The organism is Methanosarcina flavescens, from assembly GCF_001304615.2.
GTDB lineage: Archaea > Halobacteriota > Methanosarcinia > Methanosarcinales > Methanosarcinaceae > Methanosarcina > Methanosarcina flavescens.
The window spans coordinates 93,384-118,305 of the sequence record NZ_CP032683.1 but is presented as its reverse complement, the minus strand read 5'-3'; the positions used below and the strand labels follow the sequence as shown (position 1 = coordinate 118,305).

Annotated in this window: 17 protein-coding genes; 10 read left to right on the top strand and 7 right to left on the bottom strand. The window is 41.8% G+C overall.

All coding sequences use genetic code 11. The annotated features are described in order from the left end of the window. Nucleotides 1–152 precede the first annotated feature (152 nt). On the bottom strand, nucleotides 153–2,594 hold the full coding sequence (locus AOB57_RS00450) for a phosphoadenosine phosphosulfate reductase domain-containing protein (protein ID WP_082384213.1): 2,442 nt from the start codon (nucleotides 2,592–2,594) through the stop codon (nucleotides 153–155). 412 nt (nucleotides 2,595–3,006) lie between these two features. Between AOB57_RS00450 and AOB57_RS00445 the strand changes: the two genes are divergently transcribed. From AOB57_RS00445 to AOB57_RS00430, 4 genes are all read left to right on the top strand, one after another. Beyond that, nucleotides 3,007–4,257 carry an NAD(P)/FAD-dependent oxidoreductase gene (locus AOB57_RS00445; protein ID WP_054298760.1) on the top strand — a complete coding sequence of 417 codons (1,251 nt, stop codon included), beginning with the start codon at nucleotides 3,007–3,009 and terminating at the stop codon, nucleotides 4,255–4,257. A 91-nt stretch (nucleotides 4,258–4,348) separates the two neighbouring features. Beyond that, nucleotides 4,349–5,599 (top strand): Glu/Leu/Phe/Val family dehydrogenase, encoded by a 1,251-nt coding sequence (locus tag AOB57_RS00440; protein ID WP_054298759.1) that lies wholly within the window; start codon nucleotides 4,349–4,351, stop codon nucleotides 5,597–5,599. A gap of 95 nt (nucleotides 5,600–5,694) precedes the next feature. Further along, nucleotides 5,695–5,874, top strand: a complete 180-nt coding sequence (locus AOB57_RS00435) for a rubredoxin (protein WP_226999563.1) — start codon at nucleotides 5,695–5,697, stop codon at nucleotides 5,872–5,874. A 27-nt stretch (nucleotides 5,875–5,901) separates the two neighbouring features. Beyond that, nucleotides 5,902–6,177 (top strand): hypothetical protein, encoded by a 276-nt coding sequence (locus AOB57_RS00430; RefSeq protein ID WP_054298758.1) that lies wholly within the window; start codon nucleotides 5,902–5,904, stop codon nucleotides 6,175–6,177. A gap of 23 nt (nucleotides 6,178–6,200) precedes the next feature. Here AOB57_RS00430 and AOB57_RS00425 read toward each other — a convergent pair whose 3' ends face one another. Then, complete coding sequence (locus AOB57_RS00425; RefSeq protein ID WP_167829487.1) at nucleotides 6,201–6,377, bottom strand: hypothetical protein; 177 nt, start codon at nucleotides 6,375–6,377, stop codon at nucleotides 6,201–6,203. Nucleotides 6,378–6,865: 488 nt separating this feature from the next. Between AOB57_RS00425 and AOB57_RS00420 the strand changes: the two genes are divergently transcribed. The 6 genes from AOB57_RS00420 (at nucleotide 6,866) to AOB57_RS00395 (ending at nucleotide 20,953) form a co-directional block, all read left to right on the top strand. Beyond that, nucleotides 6,866–9,412, top strand: a complete 2,547-nt coding sequence (locus AOB57_RS00420; protein WP_226999562.1) for a PAS domain S-box protein — start codon at nucleotides 6,866–6,868, stop codon at nucleotides 9,410–9,412. A 472-nt stretch (nucleotides 9,413–9,884) separates the two neighbouring features. Further along, nucleotides 9,885–11,597 carry a hydantoinase/oxoprolinase family protein gene (locus AOB57_RS00415; protein WP_054298756.1) on the top strand — a complete coding sequence of 571 codons (1,713 nt, stop codon included), beginning with the start codon at nucleotides 9,885–9,887 and terminating at the stop codon, nucleotides 11,595–11,597. Next, a complete protein-coding gene (locus AOB57_RS00410) occupies nucleotides 11,594–13,171 on the top strand; it encodes a histone deacetylase family protein (protein ID WP_054298774.1) in 1,578 nt (525 codons plus the stop codon). Before AOB57_RS00415 ends, AOB57_RS00410 begins: the two co-directional genes overlap by 4 nt. Before the next feature lie 746 nt (nucleotides 13,172–13,917). Continuing rightward, entirely contained in the window at nucleotides 13,918–17,046 is a 3,129-nt protein-coding gene (locus AOB57_RS00405) for a NosD domain-containing protein (RefSeq protein ID WP_054298755.1), read from the top strand. Between the two features lie 800 nt (nucleotides 17,047–17,846). After that, on the top strand, nucleotides 17,847–20,036 hold the full coding sequence (locus AOB57_RS00400) for a NosD domain-containing protein (protein ID WP_054298754.1): 2,190 nt from the start codon (nucleotides 17,847–17,849) through the stop codon (nucleotides 20,034–20,036). 272 nt (nucleotides 20,037–20,308) lie between these two features. Beyond that, nucleotides 20,309–20,953 carry a class I SAM-dependent methyltransferase gene (locus tag AOB57_RS00395; RefSeq protein ID WP_054298753.1) on the top strand — a complete coding sequence of 215 codons (645 nt, stop codon included), beginning with the start codon at nucleotides 20,309–20,311 and terminating at the stop codon, nucleotides 20,951–20,953. A 30-nt stretch (nucleotides 20,954–20,983) separates the two neighbouring features. Here the strand turns inward: AOB57_RS00395 and AOB57_RS00390 are convergent, their stop codons facing one another. From AOB57_RS00390 to AOB57_RS00370, 5 genes are all read right to left on the bottom strand, one after another. Further along, entirely contained in the window at nucleotides 20,984–21,298 is a 315-nt protein-coding gene (locus AOB57_RS00390) for a hypothetical protein (RefSeq protein ID WP_226999561.1), read from the bottom strand. Nucleotides 21,299–21,427: 129 nt separating this feature from the next. Beyond that, nucleotides 21,428–21,826, bottom strand: a complete 399-nt coding sequence (locus tag AOB57_RS00385) for a molybdopterin dinucleotide binding domain-containing protein (RefSeq protein ID WP_054298752.1) — start codon at nucleotides 21,824–21,826, stop codon at nucleotides 21,428–21,430. Beyond that, nucleotides 21,826–23,070 carry a formylmethanofuran dehydrogenase subunit B gene (locus tag AOB57_RS00380; RefSeq protein ID WP_054298751.1) on the bottom strand — a complete coding sequence of 415 codons (1,245 nt, stop codon included), beginning with the start codon at nucleotides 23,068–23,070 and terminating at the stop codon, nucleotides 21,826–21,828. The genes AOB57_RS00385 and AOB57_RS00380 overlap by 1 nt, the downstream gene beginning before the upstream one ends. Nucleotides 23,071–23,081: 11 nt before the next feature. Next, on the bottom strand, nucleotides 23,082–23,546 hold the full coding sequence (locus AOB57_RS00375) for a (Fe-S)-binding protein (protein WP_054298750.1): 465 nt from the start codon (nucleotides 23,544–23,546) through the stop codon (nucleotides 23,082–23,084). A 384-nt stretch (nucleotides 23,547–23,930) separates the two neighbouring features. Beyond that, complete coding sequence (locus AOB57_RS00370) at nucleotides 23,931–24,212, bottom strand: ferredoxin-thioredoxin reductase catalytic domain-containing protein (RefSeq protein WP_054298749.1); 282 nt, start codon at nucleotides 24,210–24,212, stop codon at nucleotides 23,931–23,933. Between the last annotated feature and the right edge of the window lie 710 nt (nucleotides 24,213–24,922).

Genomic DNA, 24,922 nt, shown 5'->3' with positions numbered 1-24,922 from the left:
TGGCGAATTAAAAACACTAAACCAATCAGAGTTGAACTTGCTTGATTTTATAATCAAGTGCAAAATTCTATAAATATAATAAGGAAAATCAGGAAATTTTTAATCAGAAATTTCTAAAATATTTAATGGCCAATGTCCAGAATTTTGATCAATCATACCTTTAACCTTTGATCCAGGTCAGGTACGAGTTTATCAAAGTATCGGGTAACCACACAGGATTCCGTACATTTTCCGCACCTGATACAGGCTTCGCTTATGTGTGGGATTTTTCCTTCGAGAGACACTGCTCCGACTGAACATGCTTTTACACAGATTCCGCAGCCAGTACAGCGGGAAAGCCTTACAAACTGTCTTGCAGTTTCCTTAAAAAGCGAAACCGCCTTTTCCTTTGTTTCCGAACTTGCAAGCAGGTTTCCATTCGAAAAAAACTTTACAGTTCCGGTTCTGGTTTTAATAAGCAGCATCCCCAGGTCTTCGGCATAAACCGTATTCCCAAGCACGTTGACGAAACCTGCAGCTTCTTTTTCCCTTATGCCTTTTACTCCTGCTTCTATTGAAAAGCCGCCTGCACGACAGGGAGAAATTCCTCCCACGACTTCAATTTCAAAGTTTTCGGTGTTTTCTCCGGGAAGGACTGAGATTCCGAGCTCTTCAGCCAGCCTGAGCATTTTAGGAGGCAGTTCTTTCCAGCGCCAGAATCCATGTTCTACGAACTTTTCCGAAAGTCCCCGTTCTTTAGCCCATTTCAACAGGAAAGCGTTCCACCTTGCGTACATTTCAGGGTGCAGATCTTTTACCCTGGCATATTCCGCAGCAAGAGCAGACGGACAGAGCCAGCAGCCTACTCTTTCGAAGCCGAGGTCATAGAGAGGATTGTAGGAAAGCCCTCTCCAGTGGATATAGAGCCAGACCTCAATTGTCTTCCAGTCCCTGATAGGGAAAATATTGAGCTGGGCAGGGACAAAGGGATTGGTCTCGCTTGCTGTAATCCTTGCCCTTGAGAAAGATTCGTGTTTCCGCTTACCGTCAATTGTCAGATAAGTCACATCACCAGAGCTTTTTAGAGAGGATTTCTCTTTCCCTGTATCAATGTCGCCTGCTGATGCCAGTTTGCAGACCTTGCAACACCAGCGGAAGTCTTTTGCAGGTGGCCCGAATTTTCCTACCTGATCCCAGAAAGCGGAATCCGCGTTTGCTTCATTTAGAGGAATCCCTTTTTCCCGGCAAAAACTTCGCACAAATTCGACTGTTTCCGGAAATTCAATACCTGTGTTCAGGAAGAAAGCTTTAAGTTTCCTCTGCTTGAGGGATGCACGAGCTAGATCAAGTGCTACAAGGCTGTCTTTTCCGCCGCTGAAAGATACATAGATCGGCAGGTTTCGGTATTCTTTCCTGGAAATAATCCCGCGGATAGTGTTGATCGCATTTTTTCCAAGCACCTGGAGGTGCTTCTTATTGGCTTCTATGCATGCACCCAGATCCGGGGTTTCAGGATGAAGCATAGTTTCACTGCCGTCAATCTTCCTTATCCTGAGAATTTTTGCTCTGGCTTCAGTTGAAGATTCCAGTTTATTCCTGTTCTCGGTTTCAGGCAGGACTATGAAGTTCGGAAAGTCATCTCCATCGATTAAAGAAACCCCGTATCCTGTCAGGCTGCCTGCGGTAATAAGGACGAAGTCCCCTGCTTTTATATTGATGTCAAAGGCTTCAATAGATTCCGAGGATATGCTTTTTCCATTAAGATGCCTGTTTGTTTTCTTAAGTTCTACTTTCCTGCCTTCAGCATGTTTAAGGAGAATTTTTGCTCCCTGCAGGGTAGGTTCAAAGCTGTAATCCATTTTCGAGAGGTCAAACCTGAGAATTCCGAACACAAAGCCATCTACGAGCACTTCATCGGTTTTATCTTTACCAGGGATCTTGTTAAGGAGAATTAGCCTCTTCCCCAGGGGATTGCAGCCAAAGGCTGAATAAAGCTCCCTATCCAGAACTTCCCTCTCATAAGGAGAACAAAAACGGACATCTGCAGGCTGCGAGAGCTGAAGGTTTTCTCCCCTACCTCCACATCTTCCACATTCCTCACCTATCAGGGGTAGGTTACATTTTTTACACCAGAAGATCTGATCGTCTTCATACTCGAAACGATGGGAGCTTTTTTTCTGGTTAACTATATCCGGACTTTTCTCAGAGCCACGGCTCTTGCTGAAAGCCTGCTTTCCCTCCGAAGGTCCTCTTCTAAAACCTGTTGATCTGTTTTCTGTTTTGTCCCTCGGGGTATGAGAACTCTTTTTATCAGGACTTCGAGAGGCTTTATTCTCTGAATTTCGAGAGGCTTTATTCTCTGGATTTCGAGAGGCTTTATTATCTGGATTTCGAGAGGCTTTATTCTCTGGATTTCGAGAGGCTTTATTATCTGGATTTCGAGAGGCTTTATTATCTGGATTTCGAGAGGCTTTATTATCTGGATTTCGAGAGGCTTTATTATCTGGATTTCGAGATGTTTTATTATCTGAAACCTGGAAACCTTTTCTGTCCTGATTATTTCTCTCTTGTTTCAGTGAACCCGAAGCCTGGAATTTTTCTTTTTTCTGCTGCATGGATACCCTGGTTATTGGTTTGAGGAAATCGTTAAATATTTGATTTCAGTTTATGGTTCAGTTTCACAAGGAATGCGTTTATCAATATATTAAAATTGTGAAGTTGAAAAACTCTATAATCTAAAATTTCGCCTGGAGCATGTTGCGGTATAGAGGGCAAAAGACAGACGAACTTAAAAACTCAATAAAGAATCACCTGATTAATAAAGGAGAATCTCATCGAAAATCATTATCTAAACGATAAAGGGCTAGTCTGATTATTAAAAGATCATCCTTATCAGTAAAATTTACTTCTTCAGTATATGTATGACTTTATCTATATATTAAATTAGTAATTTTAATTATACTTATGAATTATGAGTATATTAAGCTTCCTGCTATGGCAAAGGCTTACTCTCAAAGGTAATACGTTATGAATTATGATGTCGTTGTGGTCGGAGCCGGGCCTGTGGGATCCACTGCAGCTCGCTATGCAGCCCTGAACGGGGCAAAGGTTCTACTGCTCGAGGAACATGCTTCCATAGGGTCGCCCGTTAGCTGTACCGGGCTTTTGAGCACCAGAGCGGTTGCAGAATGCGATCTCAAGCCTTCAGACGAGTTTGTATTCAATTCCGTACGCGGGGCGATGGTGCATGCTCCTGACGGGCAGTGCCTGCCGATCGATGGAAAGCAAACAAGGGCATATGTGGTGTCGCGGAAAAACTTTGACCGCGCCCTTACAGTGATGGCTGTGGAAGAAGGCGTAGAGCTTTCTCTCAGGACAAGGGCTGTGGGACTTGAGAAAACCAGTCCGGAGACCGGTAAGGAAGGAAATGAAGGCTCTCAGGTAAAACTAAGAGTACTCAGGAACGGAAAGCCAGAGACGATATGCACATCTGTCGTCATAGGGGCGGACGGCGTAAAAAGCCGGATAGCCAGCTATGCAGGGCTTAAAAAATCTGCCCGTGTGCTTCCGGGAATCCAGATTGAAGCTTCATACGTTTCGGACGACATCGATTTTGTGGAACTTTTCCCTGGCTCTTCTGCTCCCGGTTTTTTTGCCTGGACCGTACCTGTTGACGAAAAAATTTCAAGAATCGGGCTTGCCCTTGAGTCCGGACTTGCCTGGAAAAATGGTCAGGAAGAAAATTCTCCTCTCGTTTACCTTGAGAAATTCCTCAGTTCCAATCCTCACGTGAAATCAAGATACTCAGGAGACATGCTTGATTTTGTAGTCGGAGGAATCCCTATAGGTCCCCCGGAAAAAATGGTTACGGACGGGGTTCTGCTTGCAGGTGATGCAGCAGGGCAGACTAAACCGACTTCAGGAGGCGGGATTTATACCGGAGCTTTTGCAGCAAAAATCGCCGGAAAGGTTGCAGCTAAGGCTGCGCTTGAGGGGGATACTTCGGCAGGGCGGCTCTCAGAATATGATGAACTCTGGCGAAAAGCCCTTGGAAAAGAGCTTGAGATAGGCATGAAAATTCATGACTACATGGGAAAGCTGGAAGACAGACAATTAAACGATCTTATAAGTTCGCTAAATACCCCTTCTATACTCAACACCATTACCGAATACGGCGATATGGATCATCCTTCTGTCCTTATGAGAAAGCTAATGTTTTCAGGAAATTCCTTAAGACTTATGAAAGCTTTTGGGACGTTTTTAAAAACTCTTTTTTAAATGCTGCTTTCTAACGGATTCGGTGAGTGTAATGAGCAGGCTTCCAGCAGATATTTAACCTCTGGAGACCCATTATTTAAAGGGGAAAACTGTGGGTTCTCGTTCCAAGCTCCTTGAAGATGTTAAGCAGCATCTGTGCACATGTGCAGAGGGCCTTAAGCTCACGCCTGATATGGAAGCATTCCTGGAAATGCCTATGAGAGAACTCTATGTTTCCCTGCCAGTCCACATGGATGACGGTTCTATAAAGGTTTTTAGAGGTTTCCGGGTACAGTACAATGAGGCTCTGGGTCCCACGAAAGGAGGCGTACGTTTTCATCCGGAGGATACCATGGAAACAACAAGAGCCCTTGCAGCCCTTATGACATGGAAATGCGCCCTTCATAAGTTGCCTCTGGGAGGAGCAAAAGGTGGGGTTATTTGCAACCCAAAAGAACTCTCACACAGGGAAATCGAGCGTCTGAGCAGGGCATATATCCGCGGAATTTACCAGATAATAGGTCCGGATAGGGATATCCCTGCCCCTGATGTTTATACAAATCCGCAAGTCATGGCCTGGATGATGGACGAGTACTCAAAACTCACAGGTAAGAACGTATTTGGTGCCATTACAGGCAAGCCAACAAGCCTGGGAGGTTCGGCAGGCAGATACGATGCCACGGCACGAGGCGGCTTATGTACAGTCCGGGAAGCCGCAAAAAAATTTGGAATAAACCTGAAGACATCAAGGGTTGCAGTCCATGGGTTCGGAAATGTGGGGTATCATGCCGCTTACCTGGCAAAGAAGATGTTCGGCTGTAAAGTTGTGGCTGTAAGCGACAGCAAAGGTGCGATCTTCTCAGCTGACGGGCTTGATCCTGAAGATGTTTCAGGGCATAAGCATTCAACTGGTTCGGTACTGAACTACCCGGGAGCAAAAACCCTTACCAATAAGGAATTGCTTGAGCTGGATGTCGAGATCCTGATTCCGGCTTCGCTTGAGAATGTTATAACCAAAGAGAACGCAGGAAAGGTCAAAGCCAGGATTCTTGCCGAGATGGCTAACGGCCCAACTACAGTAGAAGGAGAAGCGATCCTCAATTCTAAAGGGGTCCACATCATCCCAGATATCCTCTGTAACGGAGGTGGAGTCATTGTTTCATACTTTGAGATGGTGCAGAACTATTCAGGCATGCAATGGGAAGAAGATGATGTCAGGAGCCGCCTTGAGAGAAAGATGAAAGAAGCGTATGATTCTGTGTACAACTTCGCATCAAAAAACAATGTCACGATGCGGCAGGCTGCATATTCTCTTGCTGTCGGCAGAGTGGTTGAAGCAATGCAGCTCAGGGGCTGGATATAAAAACTAAAAATATTAACAAAGATAGTCATAAATTAAGTGAGATTTTAACACGGACAGCGGAAGCATAAAATTTTGAAGCTAACAGAGGTTTATCAGTGATTCATCAAAAAAGGGTGGTTCGAATGTACAGATGCAGCAACTGCGGATATCTCTACAATCCTCATCGTGGGGATTCCTCACAGTCCATAGCTCCCGATACACCTTTTCAAAACCTCCCAAAATCATGGAAATGCCCTAGATGCGGAGCTCCCAAAGAAAAATTTAAAGAAATCTGATAAAGGAAACCTGACATGATCTGTTAGATGAAACCATTGCGTCACAACTCTTTACGAAAAGGCTCGACCGAAACCATTGAGCCGGTTTATCACGCCGTTATGCCGGTTTTGATCAAGCTTTTTAAGAAGAGTTTGTGTTTATCACCAAGTGTTGCGCCGCTTGACCACGCCGACCACGCTGTTTTAGTTAAAGCATGGTTTTTGATCAAACTTTTTCTGAAAAAGTTTGCGATAAAACCTTTTCTCAAAAGGTTTTCGCTCAAGCCTTTTTTGAAAAGGCTTGTGATCAAACTTTTTTCTTAAAAAGTTTATAGGTTAACGTTTTTTCAGGCTTCCTCTGTGTTCATCCTGTTTCTTTCGAGGTTCAGGACTCTTCTGATGACTAATTTTTTAGATCCGATCCAAATATCTTTGTTTTCAGGGTAATTCTCCTTTACGTACTCAAAAAGCTCATTTACGCTCATATCATCAAGTTTTCTTTTAAGTAGATTAAGATCCTCCACAAAAAACACCTTCCTTGCATTTCAGGTTTTAATCCTGATCTCAATACTAGTTTTTATAGTATTCGGATACATGTATGCAAATATTTCAATTTGAACATCTTTATTCAATTGTTTATATTGAATATTTTATTTGTATATTCGGTAGTCGAAAATCCTTAAGAAGTAATCATAGGATTTGCCGGAGTTGGCGGATTCCTGAATTTCAGGGTTTTTATAAATGTACATGACTAATTATTCGGAAGGATAGAAAATACATTGAAAAACTTATATAATTTATTTTAGATAAATTAACAGAATGTTAATATGTTATAAGAATTTAAAGATAATAGCTAGTTAATGCTTAAAAAATTGATCTGAGTTCAGAACTCGGGCATAAATAATCTGTAAGCTTGACAAACAGCTTATTAAAAACGAAGAGGTTAAGTTAGGATGGGGGCTCTGGAATAAATTGGAAAGACAGTATGGGTGCGGAAATTGAAGAAAATTGGATGAAATATTTTCTTATAAATAGCCCTGATCCTGTTCTGAGAGTAGGAAAGGACGGAACGATTCTTTATTCAAATAAGGCAGGAAAAATTTTACTTGAAACTCTTAAAAGCCAGGTTGGAGAAATAGCTCCTGCTGAAATTCTGAAGGCTGCCCGCCAGGTAGCACTTCGACAGATACCTGCGCAAATTGAATTAAGAGCAGGCGGAAGAACTTATTCAATCACCCTTACTCCCACACTTCCCTATGAAGGCACGATTATCTCAGCAACCGAGATTACTTCCCTTAAAAAAGCTGAAGAGGGAATACTTTTAAGAAAAAGAGAGCATGCAGTGCTTTCCAGAATCTCCGAGCTTTCTCTCTCAATCCCTGACTTTCAGGCTTTGCTAGATAAAGTCCTGCCTCTGGTTGCAGATACACTTGGCGTAGAATACTGCGGCGTCCTGAAACTCCTGCCTGATGGGAATTTTTTGTTTGAGGCAGGAGTCGGCTGGAACTCGAAGAATATAGGCAAGATAATTAATAGAGACTCAGCCTCACGTGCAGGCTATACCGTACTTTCGAGCCAGCCTATCCTGCTAAAAGAGCTGGAAAGAAAGAATTCCATCAGGACAATGGGCCTTGAAGAAAACCAGGACATAATTAGCGGGATAAGTGTGCTCATAGGAAGCATTGAGAAGCCCTATGGGGTATTGACAGCACACAGCATGAGGAAAGAGAAATTTATCGAAGAAGATGCTCGTTTCATGAAAGCGGTTGCAGTAATTCTCTCATTTGCAATTCAACAGAGAGAGACGGAAGCCGCACTCAGAGACAAAGTATATTTCCTGGAAACTCTGCTGGATACTATTCCGGCTCCTGTATTTTACAAGAACCGTGAGGGTGTTTATGAGGGTTGCAATGAGCTCTTTGCAAATATAATACTCGGGAGTTCAAAAGAAAAAGTGACCGGGCACACTATAGATGAGCTTTTCGAATCAATTCCTCCAGAACTCGGAGAGGTTTATAAACGAATGGACAGACCGCTGTTCCAGAAAGGAGGAAGCCAGGTTTACGAGTCTAAAGTAATGTGCTCTGATGGGCTCAAAAGGGACTTTATTTTCAATAAAGCCGCGTACAAAAGTTCCTGCGGGAATATAGAAGGGCTTATAGGAGTCATGCTTGATATCACAGGGCGAAAGAAAATGGAAGAAAGGCTGCAAAAAAGTGAAGAGCGATACCGCATTATTGCGGAACAAACAGGGCAGCTGATATATGATATTGACCTGAGAAACGGTCATGTTGAATGGGCAGGGGCAGTCACTGAACTTACAGGCTACAGTAATAAAGAAATTGAGAACCTGGATTTTTACGGCTGGCTTGATCACATTCACCCTGAAGATTACAGAAGGGTTCAGCAGTCATTGAAGAACTGCTGGAATACAGGAGGAAAAATCAATGAGGAATTCAGGTTCAAGCGGAAGGACGGAAGCTATTTTTATGTGAAAAATAAAGGGGTATATTTGAGAGATGAAGATGGCTGTATATGCCGGGCTCTCGGGGTAATGGAAGACGTTACCGAGATTAAGAAGTCTTCAGAAAAATTGAAGGAAAGCGAAGAACTTTACAGGTCGTTCCTGCAAAATTTCAAAGGAATCTCTTTTAAGCTTGACAGGAACTTCAATCCCCTTTTTCTTGAGGGAGCTGTTGAAGAAATAACGGGGTATACGGAGAAAGATCTTTTTTCAGGCAAAATAGGATTCTTTGACCTTGTTGTCAAGGAAGACGCGCCATTGCTCAAACGAAGTCGGGAAAAAATGATTTCTTCCCCGGACTCCATTATGGAGTACGAGTACAGGCTCAGGCGGAAAGATGGAAACGTAAGATGGGTTCATGAGCTAATTCACAATGTCTGCGACGCCTCTGGAGAGACCATCTTTATCCAGGGGTATGCCTATGACATTACTCAGAGAAAAAAAGCCGAGGAAACCCTTGAAAAGGCAGAAAAAATAGGTATGAGAGAAATTCATCATCGGATCAAGAATAACCTTCAGATAGTTTCATCCCTTCTCAGCCTTCAGGCTGAAAAGTTCGAGGACAAAAAGGTTATTGAAGCCTTCAGGGAAAGTGAGAACCGTGTAGTTTCTATGTCCATAATCCATGAAGAGCTCTACAAATCAGAGGACGCGGCAAGCGTTGATTTTGTAGCATACCTCAGAAAATTGACTGCAGACATCCTTCACTCTTACAGGATAAGAAATGAAAAAATAAGGCTTATTCTCGAGGTTGAGAATACATCTCTTGGAATCGATACTGCAATTCCCCTGGGAATTGTGATTAATGAACTTTTCTCAAACTCTCTTAAGTATGCATTTCCAAAAGGTACAGAAGGAAAGATCAGGATTTCCCTTTCCCGAGATGAACCTGAAAGGGAAAAGACAGGAGACGCTGAGGGAAAGAAACCTCCAGAGGAGTCTCGAGGTTTACCCTCACCTATTCTGATAATGGCGCTCGTTTTCCGGAAAACGTCGATTTCAAGAAGCCCAAGACTCTGGGCCTGCAGCTTGTAAACGCCCTGGTTGAGCAGATTAACGGAACAATAGAGCTCGAAAGAGGAAACGAGACAAAATTCACGATCAGATTCGAAGATCGGGGATCAGCCTCAAAAATGTAAAAGCGGCTGTATCTTACCATCCGATTAGTCCTGCTTTCAAAATATGAAATTAGGCAGTTTTTCGTAACCGGACTGTCTTTCCACTTTAATCCTGAGAGCAAATTTTTTGCATGAATGGCTCTTTTCAATTCAGAATCTTTTTGTCATATAAGCTTAAAATACTGTTCTTGTGCCCCAAAGATACGGCAAGGTACGGGTAGAAGCAAATAACACAGGCTTCTATATTAAGAACTCATCTGAAACTTGACATTTTTAAATTTGATATGAATGGTATATATGACTGGTACATGAATGGTATATGACTGGTATTTATGAAATAAGAAAAAAATAAAAGAATAATACATAGAGCTAGGATAGGCGAATTGTGAATGCTAATAGGAATTGATGTTGGAGGCACTACCACGGATGCAGTGCTTATCCGGAATGGAGAAGTATGCAGTACTGCCAAGGTTTCTACTGAGCCAGAGAGACTTTTGAATTCCCTGCTTGAAGCCCTTGATGCAGTCAGCAGAGGCATTCCTCCAGAGCAACTGGAAAGGGTTGTATTTAGTACGACCGTGATAACAAACCTCATTGCCGAAGGCAAAACTGACCGTGTGGCTCTGGTGCTGATTCCGGGGCCGGGTATTAATCCGGAGAGTTACAGCTTCCCTGACAGCTTTTATCTTAAAGGGGCTATGGATTACAGGGGAAGGGAAATCCAACCCCTCGATGAGGCTGAAATCAGGAAAACCGTGGAATTGATCCGGGAATCAGGATTTGCAAGAGCAGCCATTATAAGCAAATTCGGGCAAAGAAACCCTTCCCATGAACTGATGATAGAGGAAATCTTCAGGGAGATCTATCCCGGCTGCAAACTGGAACTCGGGCATAAGGTTTCAGGAAAACTGAATTTCCCGAGAAGGGTAGCAACTACCATGCTCACTTCTGCCACCAGGGAGCGCTATCAGGAGTTTGTCGAGAAGATCATGAAAGCTCTTGAGGAGAGAAGGATTCGGGCTCCCGTATTTATCCTGAAAGCTGATGGAGGAACTCTCCCGGTTGAAAAATCAATAGAATTCCCTGTAGAAACTATATTTTCGGGCCCTGCTGCGAGTACGATTGGAGCTCTTGCCCTTACCCCGCAGAATCAGACTTCGGTTGTGGTGGACATAGGAGGGACTACGACAGATCTTGCACTAATTCTTTCAGGCAATCCGCTTCTGGCTTCTAAAGGTGCAAAACTCGGAGGTTTCCTCACACATGTTCGGGCTTTTGCTGTCCGGTCGATAGCTGTAGGAGGAGACAGCGTCGTAAGGGTAAAGGAGTCGGATACAGGTAAAAAAATATTAACGGTCGGTCCTGATAGGGCAGGTCCTGCTTGCTGCATGGGAGGAGAAGAAACCACCCCAACAGATGCTCTGAACGTTCTTGGGCTTATCAATGTAGGAAACCCTGAACTTTCAAGCAAAGCTATTAAAGCCACAGCTTCTGACCTGGGAAAATCCGAAGCTGAAACTGCGGTACTGATAGTGGATAAAGCTGCACAGATGATTGCTGATGCAGTCAATGAGATGTTTCTTGAGTGGGAACAGGAGCCTGCCTACAGGATATGGGAAGTCCTGCAGGAGAAAAAGGCGAGACCTGAGAATGTGGTTGGAATAGGGGGAGGAGCAAAAGGTCTCATTGCCGAAATTGCGAAAAAACTCTATGCCAAACCTGTCACCCCTGAGTATGCTGAAGTAGGAAATGCTATAGGGGCAGCCATTGCAAGGCCCACGCTTACCATGAACCTGCACATTGATACTGAACAGCAGATATATTCAGTAGCCGAGGAAGGGGAGATAGTCAGTTTGAGTGCAGCAAACCTTGGGAATTTCAATAAAATACACCTCGAAGAAGCTGAAGCCTTTGCTGCAAAGCTCCTGAGGAAACGTGCAGAAAATTTCGGAATTTCCGAGTATGCGGATGAAGCCGAGATTGTTAATAGTGAAGTTTTCAATGTCGTCAACGGCTGGTATACCACAGGGCGGCTTTTTGACGTAAGCATGCAGATTCCTGCGGGCTTAATCCCGGGATGGAAAGGGAGGGAAAAAGCATGAAATTGGGGCTTGGAAAAATTAGGGATGTACTGAAAACTGGCTCCGGCGCAGGTATGCAGCAAGAGAAAAAAGAGCATGCAAAAGGGAGAAGTAAGGCAGAGAAAGAAGAAACCCGGATAACAGAGAGTGAAGAAAATAAGCTTGAGACAAATGAGGAAAATTTAATGGAATCGAAAAAGACCGGACAGGAGACAAAACAAGAACCTCTATCCCCGGCAGACCGTTCCAGAGCCGAAAAGACAGGTCTGGTTTTCTTCCCGGCATTTGACTGGGCTATTTCGCCTACCCATCCGGAAAGAGAAGAACGCCTCCTCTATACCAGGGACCAGATCTTTGAAGAAGGCCTGATGGATCTGCCGGAAATAGCCGAATATAAACCCCGCCTTGCTGAGTACAGGGACATTGCCAGAGTCCACTTCTGTGTGCCTGATATAAAAACCCAAGCTACAATTCCCCATCTTATCGCAGCAGGGAGCTGCCTTGTGCTCGGGGATGCCTTGATGAGAGCGGAAGTTAAGAATGCTTTTGCGCTTGTCCGCCCGCCCGGTCATCATGCAATGACAGTAGCACACGGAAACAGGGGGTTCTGCAATATAAATAACGAGGCTATTCTTGTAGAATACCTGAGAAGGAAATATGGAATCAGCAGGATTGCAATCGTGGATACCGATGTGCATCACGGGGATGGAACCCAGGAAATCTTCTATAATGACCCGGATGTGCTTTTTATTTCTTTCCATCAGGACGGAAGGACTCTTTACCCCGGATCGGGTTTCATAAGCGAGCTTGGGGGCCCAAAAGCGCTTGGCAGGACAATTAATATTCCCCTGCCGCCTGGAACCCCTGATGAAGGCATACTTTATGTGCTCGATTCTCTCGTACTTCCGATTCTAAAAGATTTCAAGCCTGAGCTAGTTCTGAATTCTGCGGGGCAGGACAACCACTATACTGACCCACTTGCGAATATGCGCTTTTCCTCACAGGGCTATGCAAAATTGAATGAGAAACTTGCCCCTGATATGGCTGTGCTTGAGGGCGGCTACGCAATCCAGACTGCACTGCCTTATGTAAACACAGGCATAATCCTTGCAATGGCAGGACTTGATTATTCCTGCGTAAGGGAACCTGACTTCAAGCCAGGGATGTTTGTCCAGGCTGCACGGGATAGAAAGACACTGGAAGAGACCGTTGCAGCTCAGCTCGAAAACTGGAATAACCGGGACAGGCTTGTAGAAGCCGAAGTAGCAAAGTATGGAGATTTCTACAGCCGGAGAAAGCAGATCTTTTACGACACGGATATGATTCAGGAGCTTCAAGAAGAAAGAATCCGGATGTGCCCTGACTGCCAGGGCTACAAGACCATAGATTCCCACGCCCACAGGAGCGTATACGATACCAGGATTTTCGGGGTCTCGGTCCCGATTTATGCCTGCGAGAACTGCCAGGCTGAAGCCAGGGAAGAGTACAGGAAGATGCTGGGTGACACGGAATATGACCATATCTACCTGCAGGATAAAAAAGAGGACGAGTACAGGGCATATAATACGAGGACAAAGCAGGAAACAGTTTATTGAGATGGGAAAGAATCTTTTAAGCAGGAATCAATTTATTAAATATTATAAGATTTTTTTTCTTTTCATCCTGCTTATTTCCCTTTGTTTTTTCTAGCTCTTTAATTCTGTAATCTCTTATTTTTCTGTAATCTCCGGAATCTTTCTTTGTTTTTCATCCAGCATATTATCCTGACCTGAAGCGAGTTTTTCCAGTTTCCTGCTATTTTAAAAGAGTGCGGGACGGCGAGTGAACCTTTTTCAAGTTTTTGTGTTCAAAATTTTAATTCATTTTGTATCAGTATCCTTTTTAATGAGTGTATGAAAAGCGATACATCCTCTTTAAGAGAAAATTTATGAAGAAAGCCCCACTTTTTTTGGGAAACTTACTAAATATATTAATTTTATCCTTCGAAATCAAATAATCGTGCTGCTCGCAGGTTTGAAGATAAATTAAAACCGGGATTGGATGAATGCGGGGAAGTTGAAATATTCTGATTAACACTACTTACAAGCGTGTTTAGGTGGTAAAAAGTTAAGATGTAGTCAGCGTTAACTAATTTTCAGTTTGTTATAATCGAAAAAGATAGTGGATACTAAAAGAGAAAGAAGTAGTAAGAGAATTTCAGCAAGCTGAGACATTATTTTGCGGTTTTGTACTTTTTAATACTTCCAAATGTATGTTGATAGGAACCGTTATATTTATATTCTAGTCGCTATTAGTTTCTAATTAATTTTAGGGAGTCGATCAACCAATTACTTTTATCTATATGGAGGAATTGAACATAAATAGATTAAAGCTTTTACTACTAGCATCTTTTATTTTCACACTAAGTTCCTTTATCGGAGCAGCTGCGACATGTACTGTAGCCACTGACGGTACGGGAAACTATGCGACAATACAGGCTGCGGTGGACAATGCGAATTCGGGTGATATAATTATCGTACAGCCGGGAACCTATTATGAGAACATCAATATAAATAAACCCGGACTAAAGAATTTGGAGCTGAGGTCTGCATCCGGTAATGCTGCGGATACAATAATAGCCAATTATATAGGCGGTCATGTAATCTCTGTTAGTTATGGAGATAATTTAGCAATTAAAGGATTTACGATCAGAGGAGCTGGAAACGATACCGCAGGCATCAACATGGTTGGAAGTCACCACTGTACAATTGAAAATAATATATTTTTGGATGATGCCCTTGGAGTACAGCTGACGTCAAGCTCTAATCACAACAAAATTCACAACAATATATTTGTCAAAGATAATGCTGCTGGCAGAGCAATTAATATTGAAGGATCCGGGTATAACAAAATCTCGGGGAATACAGTCTCAAACCAGAGGTATGGAATTCATATCAGTAATTCTGATTGGAACGAGCTTTCAAGTAATACTGTAAGCCAGAGTACTGACGACGGTATACTTTTGCAAGGAAATTCAAAAAATAATACTCTTGAATACAACTTCGTAAGTACAAGCGGGAGATATGGAATCTATTGTGTAAACTCAACCGATAATAAACTGATTAGCAATATAGTGTCCAATGGTACTGATGGGATTTCTCTTGTATCGTCCCCTGGAAGCACAATCTCAGGCAATGACGTATCATTTACCAGTGCCCATGCTATCTTTCTGAATACTTCCAGTAATAGTAACGTAGAAAACAATAATGTCTCAAGTAGTCCCTACGGAATAGCTATGAGATATTCTAACAATAGTAACGTGGTCAACAATTATGCTTACAACAATACCAGAGGCATTTTCATTACCCTGTGGTCAAATAACAACATGCTCTCAGGCAATAAGGCAAATTCAAATAATAATGGTATTGTTCTTGCATACAATGCCAGTAATAATATTATCGACAGCAATGAAGCAAATTCGAATAGCAATTACGGTATCGTGCTAGGAACTTCATTCGATAATAAAGTGTTAAATAACAAAATATCGCAAAATGACAGGGGAGGAATTTCCCTCGGTACATCCGTAAGAAATATACTCTCTGACAATATTGTGAACTCAAATAGAGCTTATGGGATTCTTCTGGAAAACTCCGACTACAATAATATTACCAGCAACATTGTCCAATCAAATAAGAACGGAATTTACCTGGAGAATTCGAATAACAGTTACCTTATCAGCAATACCGTACCTGACAGTGAGAGAGCTATCCAACTGTCGAACTCAAGTAATGACAAGCTTATTAACAATAATCTCTCGGATAATCGTAATTTTGGAATTCTTCTGGTAAATTCCAGCAATATTGAACTTTCTGGGAATACTGCTTTTAACAGCAGCGTAGGCATTTCCTTGAGCTCGTCAGTAAATAACAACATCTCAGGTAATACCATCAGTTGGAATAATGATCATGGTATTTTCCTGTGTGCCAGAAGCCTTGATAACTTTATCTATAACAATAATTTCTGCAACGCTATAAATGCCAACGTTAAAAATGCTAGATGCGTCTGGAATGTAGCAAATACCAGTGGCAGAAACATTATGGGTGGTTCATACCTTGGCGGCAACTTCTGGGCAAAACCAGACGGTACAGGACATTCACAGATCACACCTGACGCAAACAATGACGGATTTGCAGATGAGCCATTTATTACGAACAACGTTACAGACAATTTACCCCTTATAGATGTTCCTGACCCGATTGCTCCGGAGGCAGACTTCAGTGCCAATCCCACGAGTGGTTATGCTCCTCTCTCCGTTCAGTTCACTGACCTGTCATTAAATGCAATTTCAAGGAACTGGGATATTGGCATTGATGGAACTATTGAGTCTACAAATGCCAGCTTTACCTATGTGTTCTCAGTGCCTGGGACTTATCCTGTCAGATTAACCGCAATTAATGAAAACGGCACGGATACAAGAGATATGAATATAACTGTAAGCGGAATCCCTCCTAAAGCCGACTTCAGTGCCAATCCCATGAGCGGTTATGCTCCTCTTTCGGTCCAGTTCACTGACCTTTCGCAGAACGCAACCTCAAGGAACTGGGATATTGGCAAGGACGGGACTATTGAGTCTACAAATGCCAGCTTTGTTTATGTGTTCTCAGTTCCTGGAACTTATCCTGTTAGCCTAACTGCGATCAATGAAAATGGCACTTCCTCAAAGGATTTGACAATAACTGTCATACAGCAGAGCAGTTCAGGCGGAGGAAGCAAAAAGGGCGGTGGTAGCAAACGCAGCGGTGGTGGTGGCGGTGGGGGTTCCCCTGAACCTGCAAGAAATGTTGAAGTCAAGGAACTTTCACAGGTACGCGTTGTAAGCGGAAATCCCGTGAAATTTGATTTCCCGAAAAATGCCACCTGCGTTGTGTATGTTAGCTTTGATGCAAAGAAGACCGCAGGCAAGACCACAACTATTGCCGAGCAGCTCAAAGCAAAATCAACCCTGACTTCAAATCTGTCCTCAGATGAGGTCTACAAGTACTTTAACCTCTGGGTTGGAAATGCAGGTTTTGCAACGGAAAAGAATATTGAAAACCCTGTAGTGTGCTTCAAGGTCGAAAAATCCTGGCTTGAGGAAAAGAACATTGACCAGAATTCAATCACGTTCAACAGGTATAGCGATAAAAAATGGTCCGAGCTGCCCATAAAGCTGTTGAAAGAAGATAGTAAATATCTGTACTTCACGGCAGACACCCCAGGCTTCACCCATTTTGCAATAACAGGAAAAACCATAGAGAAACCCACGGCTGATACAAAGCCTGCGGCTGAAACATCAGAACTTGAGGAGAAAAACACAACAGTAAATGAAACAGAAAAGGAACAGAATTCTCAGCAGGGAACCGGGAAGGATAAAGTCACAAGCATACCCGGATTTGAAGGACTTTGTGTTGTAGCCTGCCTTATTACATTATTCTTGCATAAGAAAAAATAAAGTACAGCCAAAAAGAAAAATAGAACAAAGATGAAAAGTAAAACCAGAAAGAAAAAGCGAAAATAAGAAAAGGACGATTAAAAAAGAAAATAGAAGATAAGAATTCGATAAAAAGAAAAGAAAATAAAATAAAAGATAAGAATTTGATAAATAGAAAGAATAAAAGATAGGAATTCAATAAAAAGGGCAGGATAAAGGTATTAAGCCTTTCCTTTATCTTGCCTTTTCTTCTATTTTTGATTTTTCTTATTTTCGGCTCTGTAGAAAACCTGTGGAATAACAAATCTACATTAATTTGAACTGAACTTTATGATCTATATTTTCCATAGTTGGTTTCAGCCCCATAATGCTTATTTAGATAGGTTTTCTACAGAGCCTTATTTTCGTAACTTTTTATGGTTCTCCTTCTTTATAGTCTCCTTCTTTATAGTAACCTTTAGTTGTTTCACCAGCCTTTTTTATCGGATTTCTCGCTTTTATGAACGGCTCTCACTCTTTCCAATGTGTTATCCTTCCCAGAATATTTTACCAGGAACGATATCGGAATGAACTTCTCATATGTGCAGCGGCTCTTATGCAATCGGTTCTGGTTTATTGAGCCAGAACAGTCTTTTTCACGCTTGAGGGTTAAGTTTTATGAGGACGCAAGCAGCCTGTCATGTTATAATGAAAGTTGATCCGGGACATAAGAAAAAAAGACTATCTGGTTATTTTGCTGGGCTTGCTATTGGCTGCTTTTTACCTGGACTTTTATTTCTTTATTTTGATATTATTCTAATCCAATAAATTTATATTATTTAATGTTTAAAATCAGATTTATCAATAGAAAATTAAATAATAATTTAGATAAAGAGCGGGGGATTTTAATAAACCGATTTGTTACTCTAGCAATAGCTTTTTTCATTTTTACGTCTTGTTCGAGTGTTGGCACTGCGGTCGAACTCACGGTCCAGCCTGGGGAGTCAATTCAGTCTGTAGTTGATAATGCAAGTTCCGGAGATGAAATAGTCATAAGTCCCGGGAACTATAATGAGAATATCATAATAACAAAGGACAATATTGTATTAAGATCCAGCTCTGGAAATCCCGAAGACACCATAATTACAGCAAATAATAATGCTTCAAATGTATTGTCTATAGATGCGGATAACATAACTATTATGGGGCTAACCATCACAGGAGCCGGATTTGACAGGTCGGGAATCCAACTATCTGCATCCAATTATTGTGTTATAGAAAATAACATACTCGTTAACAATGCTCTCGGAATATACTTACAGTATTCAATGAACAACAGTATCCTTAACAATACAGTGGAACAGGGCAAGAGAGCAGTTAACATTGAGAGGTCAAATTATAACACAATAATGAACAACAAGGTTTCAGGTCAGCGGTTTGGGATTTATGTCACTGCTTCCGAGGGGAATAAACTTTCGGAAAACGCAGCAAATATGAACTCCAACCATGGTATTATCCTGGAAAATTGTATAAATAACAGTCTCGAAAACAACACCGCAAATGCAAATGGTAGATATGGTATCCATATAGTGTATTCAACCGGTAATGACCTGTTCGGAAACACTGCGGACTCAAACATGGATTATGGCATATTTTTTGACAGTTCCCTTAACAACAGGATTGTAAACAACACAGCGGTCAATAATACCAGGGGTATTTTCCTGCAAAGGTCCAGTGAGAGCGAAATCCTTAACAATCTGGCTTTGAACAACAATTACGGTATCCGTCTTTTCTCAGGAATGAACTGCAATATCTCAGGAAACGAAGTATCGAATTGTAATGCCTCAGGGATTTCTTTACTGAACTCTGCTAACTGTACAATCAGTGAGAATCCACTGTCAAATAACAGTCTCGGAATAGACCTGGGATTATCAAATAATACCGCAATTCTTAATAACCGCCTCCTGGAGGGCGGAAGGGGAATTAGCCTGCGTGATTCGAGTTACAACCTGGTGTCAAATAATCTGGCATTAAGCAACAGGTATGGATATTATATATCTCGCTCGCAGTGGACTACATTAATTAACAACACGGCAAGTACGAGCGTTAACCACGGAATTGTGCTGGTAAATTCCACCAATAATAACTTTACAGGCAATACCCTGAATTCAAATGGAGGGCATGGAGTTTATCTGACAAATTCGAGCACCAATATCCTGGATAGTAATACGGCTTCAGATAACAGTAGAGGCATTTACCTGATATCATCCAGCGGGAACAATATCATGAACAATACGGTGCTGGGTAACAGGGAATATGGAATCCTGCTATCATACTGCACAGACAATACCATCTCAAGAAATGAAGTTTCTGACGGCGGACGTGGAATCCACCTGAGCACCTCCCAGAACAATATCATTTCAAGAAATATTATCGCTCTGAACAGTATCTCAGGCATTTTCATGAGCTCTACAAGCAATGGCAATATCTTCTTTGATAATTATCTGAACAATGTCTTTAACTCAGACGTTAAGGACGGAAGCGAAGGAAATGTCTGGAATGTCACAAAAACTGCCGGCACCAATATCATTGGCGGATCATTCATAGCAGGTAACTTCTGGGCAAAACCTGATGGTACCGGATTTTCTCAGACTGCAACCGATGGGGATGGAGACGGGATTGCTGATACGGCATATAAACTTCCGGGCAACAATTATTCGGACTTCCTGCCTCTGGTAGGCGGCTCTGCGCCTGAACGTTCTATGGTGCCTTCCGACCCCGGAGCAATAACCAGTGAAGCGGAAATAACGACAAATGAAACAGCTGTCAACAGAACGGAAACAAATAAGATCGAAAGTGCAAACGAATTAAATAATACAGGTAATAAAACGATAGCAAATACGACAAATACAAACAAAACCGAAGTACCTGTCAGCGGAAATGAAATGTACACCAATAAAACCGAAATGGATGATGGCAGCAAGGTAGAAATGGACATCGATGAGATGGAAGACGATATGGAACTTGATTGAAGCCTAACGGTCCGGAGATAAAGCACCAGGCTAAAACTCAGGGAAAGGGACTTGACCCTTTACCCTGTCTTTTCTATTTTTGCTTATCCAGCATGTTTCAGGTGATTTTAGAGCCATTATTTTTTGAAAGTATAGCCGTTATTTTTTGAAATTTATCTCAGGAAAATAGGTACTAATCGAGGCAATACCTATATTTTTATATATTTAACCTTAAAGAAAATGATGCAGACGGGGACGGCATTGCTGACAGGGTCTACAGGAGTGATGATTCAATGGGGTCATGGGAGATTTTTGACAGGTATGCAGAAGAATATGACGCCTGGTATGAGAGTAATGAATTCACATACATGTCGGAACTGCTTGCCCTGAGAACTTTCCTCCCAGAAAATCCGAAGAAACTGAAAGCACTTGAAATCGGAGCCGGTACAGGCAGGTTCTCTCCGGTCCTGGGGATCGGACTCGGGCTTGAACCGGCACGGGCTATGGCAAGACTTGCAAAGCAGCGAAGCCTGGAGGTCGTGCTTGGAGTTGCAGAGTTCCTGCCCTTTAAAAAAGAAAAATTTGATCTGGTTTTGATTATTACCTCTCTTGCTTTTCTTGAGAATCCTGATCAAGCGCTCAGGGAAATTCTGAGAATTTTGAAGCCAGGAGGACAAATTATAGCCGGAATTCTTGACAGGGACAGCCCACAGGGACGCTATATTGAATCAGGTAGCAAAAAAGGCAGGTTTCTTTCTGAGGCACACTTCTTTTCGGCAGAAGAGATCTCGGGATATCTTACAGCACTCGGATTCGAAAGTCTTGAGACCTGCCAGACACTCTTTAAACAGCCTGAGCAAATTAAAGAAATTGAGATTTCGGAAAAAGGGCATGGAAGAGGATGGTTTGCAGTACTTTCAGCCAGAAAGCCTCTTTAAGGAAGTTTTTTTAAAAACCCTGTTAAAGGCTTAAAAAGAGTTACAATTCCGAATCTCCCTGAGCCTTTTTTTTCCTGCATCAATAATGGACATGAGTTCGGAATAGGCACATTCTGAGAGTTCGTTTCCCTGAGTGAGTGAAAAGAGAGTTTTTCCATCCGAATAAAGAAGAATTCCATTCCATGCTGCGAAGTGAAGGCCTGAAAGATACTCACAGGGCAGTTCCCATCTGGAATCTACATTTTCGAAACCTTCAAAACGGTAGAAAACAGTCCCATTTTTCAAGACTTTTGTAAATCTCAGGAGTTTACTGGCCATATTTTTCATCCAGGTTGCGGTTACCATAAAAAGGAAACAGAATGGTTTCTGCCATTTTTAAAGGAAATTATTAAGGGAATTTTAAAGGCTTAATGATCTTCTAAGGAAATCAGCTAGCCCTAATAGGAAAAAAATTAAGTGAGTAGGAAAAAGAAATTAAATCCTGAGCTCAGTTACTTTTTCCCCTTTTGCACTGGTAACGGTTACGGATATGTCTTTAAACTTCGGAACTCCTGTGCCGCCGGTTTCATCTGAAACAAGCATATTTGACCAGGGGCTTTTAGGCATATATGCAATACCCCTGTGAGGAGTTTCATATCCGGATTCTTCAGCTCTGACAACAACCCGTCCAAATGAGTTTTTCAGGATGACAGTATCGCCTTTTTTTACGTTCAGCTGTTTCAAGTCTGCAGGATCCAGCTTTATGACGGCAGAGAGGTTTTTGTACTCTTCCCCAAGACGGTCTTCACGCATAGCCTTATCCTGAAAGATATCTCGATAGGTTATGATTTTTATTTTTATTTCAGGAGCCGAAAGAAAAGATCCGAAATCCATTACAGTGCCTCCATTATTTTCTTTAGGATTACTTCCTCAGATGGGTGATCTGTCTCAATTACAGGTTCAAAACTGACTTTAACCCCATCCATGCGTGTAGCACTTCCTCCAGACTCTACGCCGCTTATTGTGGTATTGATGTAAACTTTTGCATGCTTTGAAGTCAGGGTCTCACAATGGTCTATTGAGATAAATGGAATCTCAAGCAGGTTTTTCACAATGGAGTGGGGAAGGATTGAAAATGGATCAGTGCCAATAATAAGGGCTGCATCCACTGTTCTCGCTTTAAGAGACTCAACAATTGAATACTCAGGCCCATGTTTTACAGTACCGTCCTCAAACTTCACGCTATTTACATATCCTGTTTCTGCAAAGAGTTTTTCGTTAAAGCCCACTATATTACAGCTACTTACCATTGGGATCAGGTGGAAGTTGGCTTTTTCGTTAAGGACTTTCATGAGCTTGAAAAGCGGTTCAAGGTCTTCAATCGAGTAGATTAGCCCGCGTCCTACAAAAATTACCCCGAACTTCGCCCCTTTAAGGATATTTGCAAGCTCAAGGAGTCTCTTTGGGGGGTAATTATAAGAGGTTTTGGGAAGCTTTCCAGAAAGCCCTGCAATCAGGGCATCGATAAACTCTGCATCTCCTTTTGGAGGAATCTGGAAGAAATAGTTCCCGCAGATCTTTGCAGTATGAGACTTCCGAACATCTATTGCAATTGCTGTTCTTTCTTCTTCCCAGCCCCGCTGCTTTTCGCTTCCTCTGGGGAAATAGGAATGCTTTGAAAGAAGGCGAGGATGAGAGTCCGATGGATCTGTTCCCCAGTATATAATTACATCAGCTTTATTCCTCACGTCGTCAAGAGTGCAGGTCTTAAGCTTATCCTGAATGAGAGCATCAGACAGAGGGCCCAGACAGAAAGAGGATGTATCATCAAGCGTTGCGTTGATTTTTTTTGCAAGCTCAATTGCCAGTTTCTGAGTTTCATCTGTGGAATTCCCGAGCCCGAAGATCAGGGGGTTTTTTGCATCCCTGAGGATTGATACAGCCTCATTGATTGCAGTTGCCTCATCAACAGGTATATTATCAACACGGAAACCTGCTTCATCCCTGGTTTCCTTCATGTGGGCTACCCCTACTCTGCAGGCTGTATAAACTTTATTTACTATGTTTTTCTCGGACTCAACCTCGATATCATCGCAAAGGAGTCCACAGCCTGTGCATACATAATAGTTTTTCTCCATATCCACGTTCCTCACACAAACTCAATTGCTTCTACAGGGCAGGTTACTATACAGCCATTACAGAGAATTTTATTTTTTCCGAAGCGGCGGCATTCCCCTAAGTTCTGGGCTTTTACAATTCCGTCTTCTACGGTCAGAACCAGCTTATTAGCATTCCTGGGGGCGTTTCCTGAACCTACTCCATAAGGATCATTTGCTACATTAGGAGGGCAGGCAACCACGCAATTTCCACAACCGAAACACAAGTCTTCGTGCACTATAAGCCCGGTTTCAGTTGCGCTTTCGGATGGTTTGAAAATTTCACATATCTTTTCATAGCTTTCTTTGTACTTTGGTTCTTCTTTAAGGGGCGGGCAGTCCTCGGGTGTGAGCTCGCGTGCCATTAGGGCTACTGCAAAGGCCATACATGAGGTTTTTCCGCACTTTTTGCAGTTGGTTTTTGGAAGCATCTGATAGAGTTCCATTGCATTTGTCATTCCAGGTCACCCTTGAGTCAAGTTTTTTAGAAATAAAATTTTTTCCATAAGTTTTCATTAGAGGGAATGAATGTCAAAATTACGATTAAAAAGTAAAATTAAGCTTACCACTGAAAACGTATGTTAAAGAACCTTTAATTAAATATATCTAAGTTCTCTTCCTTAAACTCTCGCTTTTTTGTTTTCAGTGTTACTTTCAGCTTGAGCAGGGAATATCCGGCAAACTTCTGTGAATAAATTGAGGTCTTCAAATTTTGATGCCCTTAGGTACGCAGGCTTTTATTTCTGGGATCTTTGAGGTCAAAGATTTCTCAAATTAGTTTTCCTGGTCACAGAAACAATTGATAAGCCTCTTTACAGGCAGATGAATCCAGTGAACTCAATTTAATTCGCTTTAAAGAAAAGTTCGCAGTGGCAATTTCCATCCCTTTCGACTTCTTCTTTATGATATATGCAGGGACATACGATCTTTCTATCTTCGTTTTCATCTCCGGTAACTATTCTGCAGGGGCAGTAACGCCTTCCGAATTTCTCAAGCTTTACTGTAAGCCCGTCAAGCACGTAATCAAGAGCTTCTTTATCCGGGTTAAGCCTGTAACCCGCTTTATCCGCATACTTCTGAGTCCATTCATACATTTTTTCCTTTAATTCATTGTGTTCAGTCATACAAAAAACTCCTTACACTTTAAACCGAAACAGTCCTGAACCTTGATGAGAAGAATATGTGAGTACAGGTTGAGCCATTTATAGAGTGGTAGTATTATAAAGTATACTAATGATTCTTAATTGTACGAAGACGTACGGCAACAATTTAGGATTTAACATCAACTTCAGCTTGTAACGTTATTTCTCTATTTTTATTCAAGTTATTTATAGAAATACCTTATCCTTCAGAAATTATTTAATTCCTCTCATACTACCAGTTTCATCTCACTTACATCATGTATCCTATCCTGTCTCACTTATGCCCATATAACCATTTTCTATTAAATTTGCATTGAGTTGTCCGTTTGAAACTGGTTCCTCGATTACGAATTAAGTTCTCAAACTATAAATCAATTGGTAAAACTTCGGTGATAAGGTAAAATTAATGATGCTAAGGTTCTGTCCGTTACTTCTCTCAGATACCAGCCAAACTGCGTATCAGTCAATGTGAATTGACAGTCTGGAATTCAGGTTTAAAGTTAAACCCAGTTAATTGGTTAGCTCAAGGCAAATAAGAAAGTTAATATACCTAAAATATAAATTCTATTATATAAATAAATTCTGTTATATAAATAAACTGTTAAATACTGTTATATAATAAACGATCAGATTGTTACAACAGATAAACTATAGAAGAGCATAGCAAAAAATAATAAAACTTGGAGTATTTG

Bases quoted from the DNA above. Each gene is read 5' to 3' on its own strand.
- AOB57_RS00450 (WP_082384213.1), bottom strand. From the start codon at position 2,594: ATGCAGCAGAAAAAAGAAAAATTCCAGGCTTCGGGTTCACTGAAACAA.
- AOB57_RS00445 (WP_054298760.1), top strand. From the start codon at position 3,007: ATGAATTATGATGTCGTTGTGGTCGGAGCCGGGCCTGTGGGATCCACT.
- AOB57_RS00430 (WP_054298758.1), top strand. From the start codon at position 5,902: ATGAAACCATTGCGTCACAACTCTTTACGAAAAGGCTCGACCGAAACC.
- AOB57_RS00420 (WP_226999562.1), top strand. From the start codon at position 6,866: ATGAAATATTTTCTTATAAATAGCCCTGATCCTGTTCTGAGAGTAGGA.
- AOB57_RS00415 (WP_054298756.1), top strand. From the start codon at position 9,885: ATGCTAATAGGAATTGATGTTGGAGGCACTACCACGGATGCAGTGCTT.
- AOB57_RS00410 (WP_054298774.1), top strand. From the start codon at position 11,594: ATGAAATTGGGGCTTGGAAAAATTAGGGATGTACTGAAAACTGGCTCC.
- AOB57_RS00405 (WP_054298755.1), top strand. From the start codon at position 13,918: ATGGAGGAATTGAACATAAATAGATTAAAGCTTTTACTACTAGCATCT.
- AOB57_RS00400 (WP_054298754.1), top strand. From the start codon at position 17,847: ATGTTTAAAATCAGATTTATCAATAGAAAATTAAATAATAATTTAGAT.
- AOB57_RS00395 (WP_054298753.1), top strand. From the start codon at position 20,309: ATGGGGTCATGGGAGATTTTTGACAGGTATGCAGAAGAATATGACGCC.
- AOB57_RS00390 (WP_226999561.1), bottom strand. From the start codon at position 21,298: ATGGTAACCGCAACCTGGATGAAAAATATGGCCAGTAAACTCCTGAGA.
- AOB57_RS00385 (WP_054298752.1), bottom strand. From the start codon at position 21,826: ATGGATTTCGGATCTTTTCTTTCGGCTCCTGAAATAAAAATAAAAATC.
- AOB57_RS00380 (WP_054298751.1), bottom strand. From the start codon at position 23,070: ATGGAGAAAAACTATTATGTATGCACAGGCTGTGGACTCCTTTGCGAT.
- AOB57_RS00375 (WP_054298750.1), bottom strand. From the start codon at position 23,546: ATGACAAATGCAATGGAACTCTATCAGATGCTTCCAAAAACCAACTGC.
- AOB57_RS00370 (WP_054298749.1), bottom strand. From the start codon at position 24,212: ATGACTGAACACAATGAATTAAAGGAAAAAATGTATGAATGGACTCAG.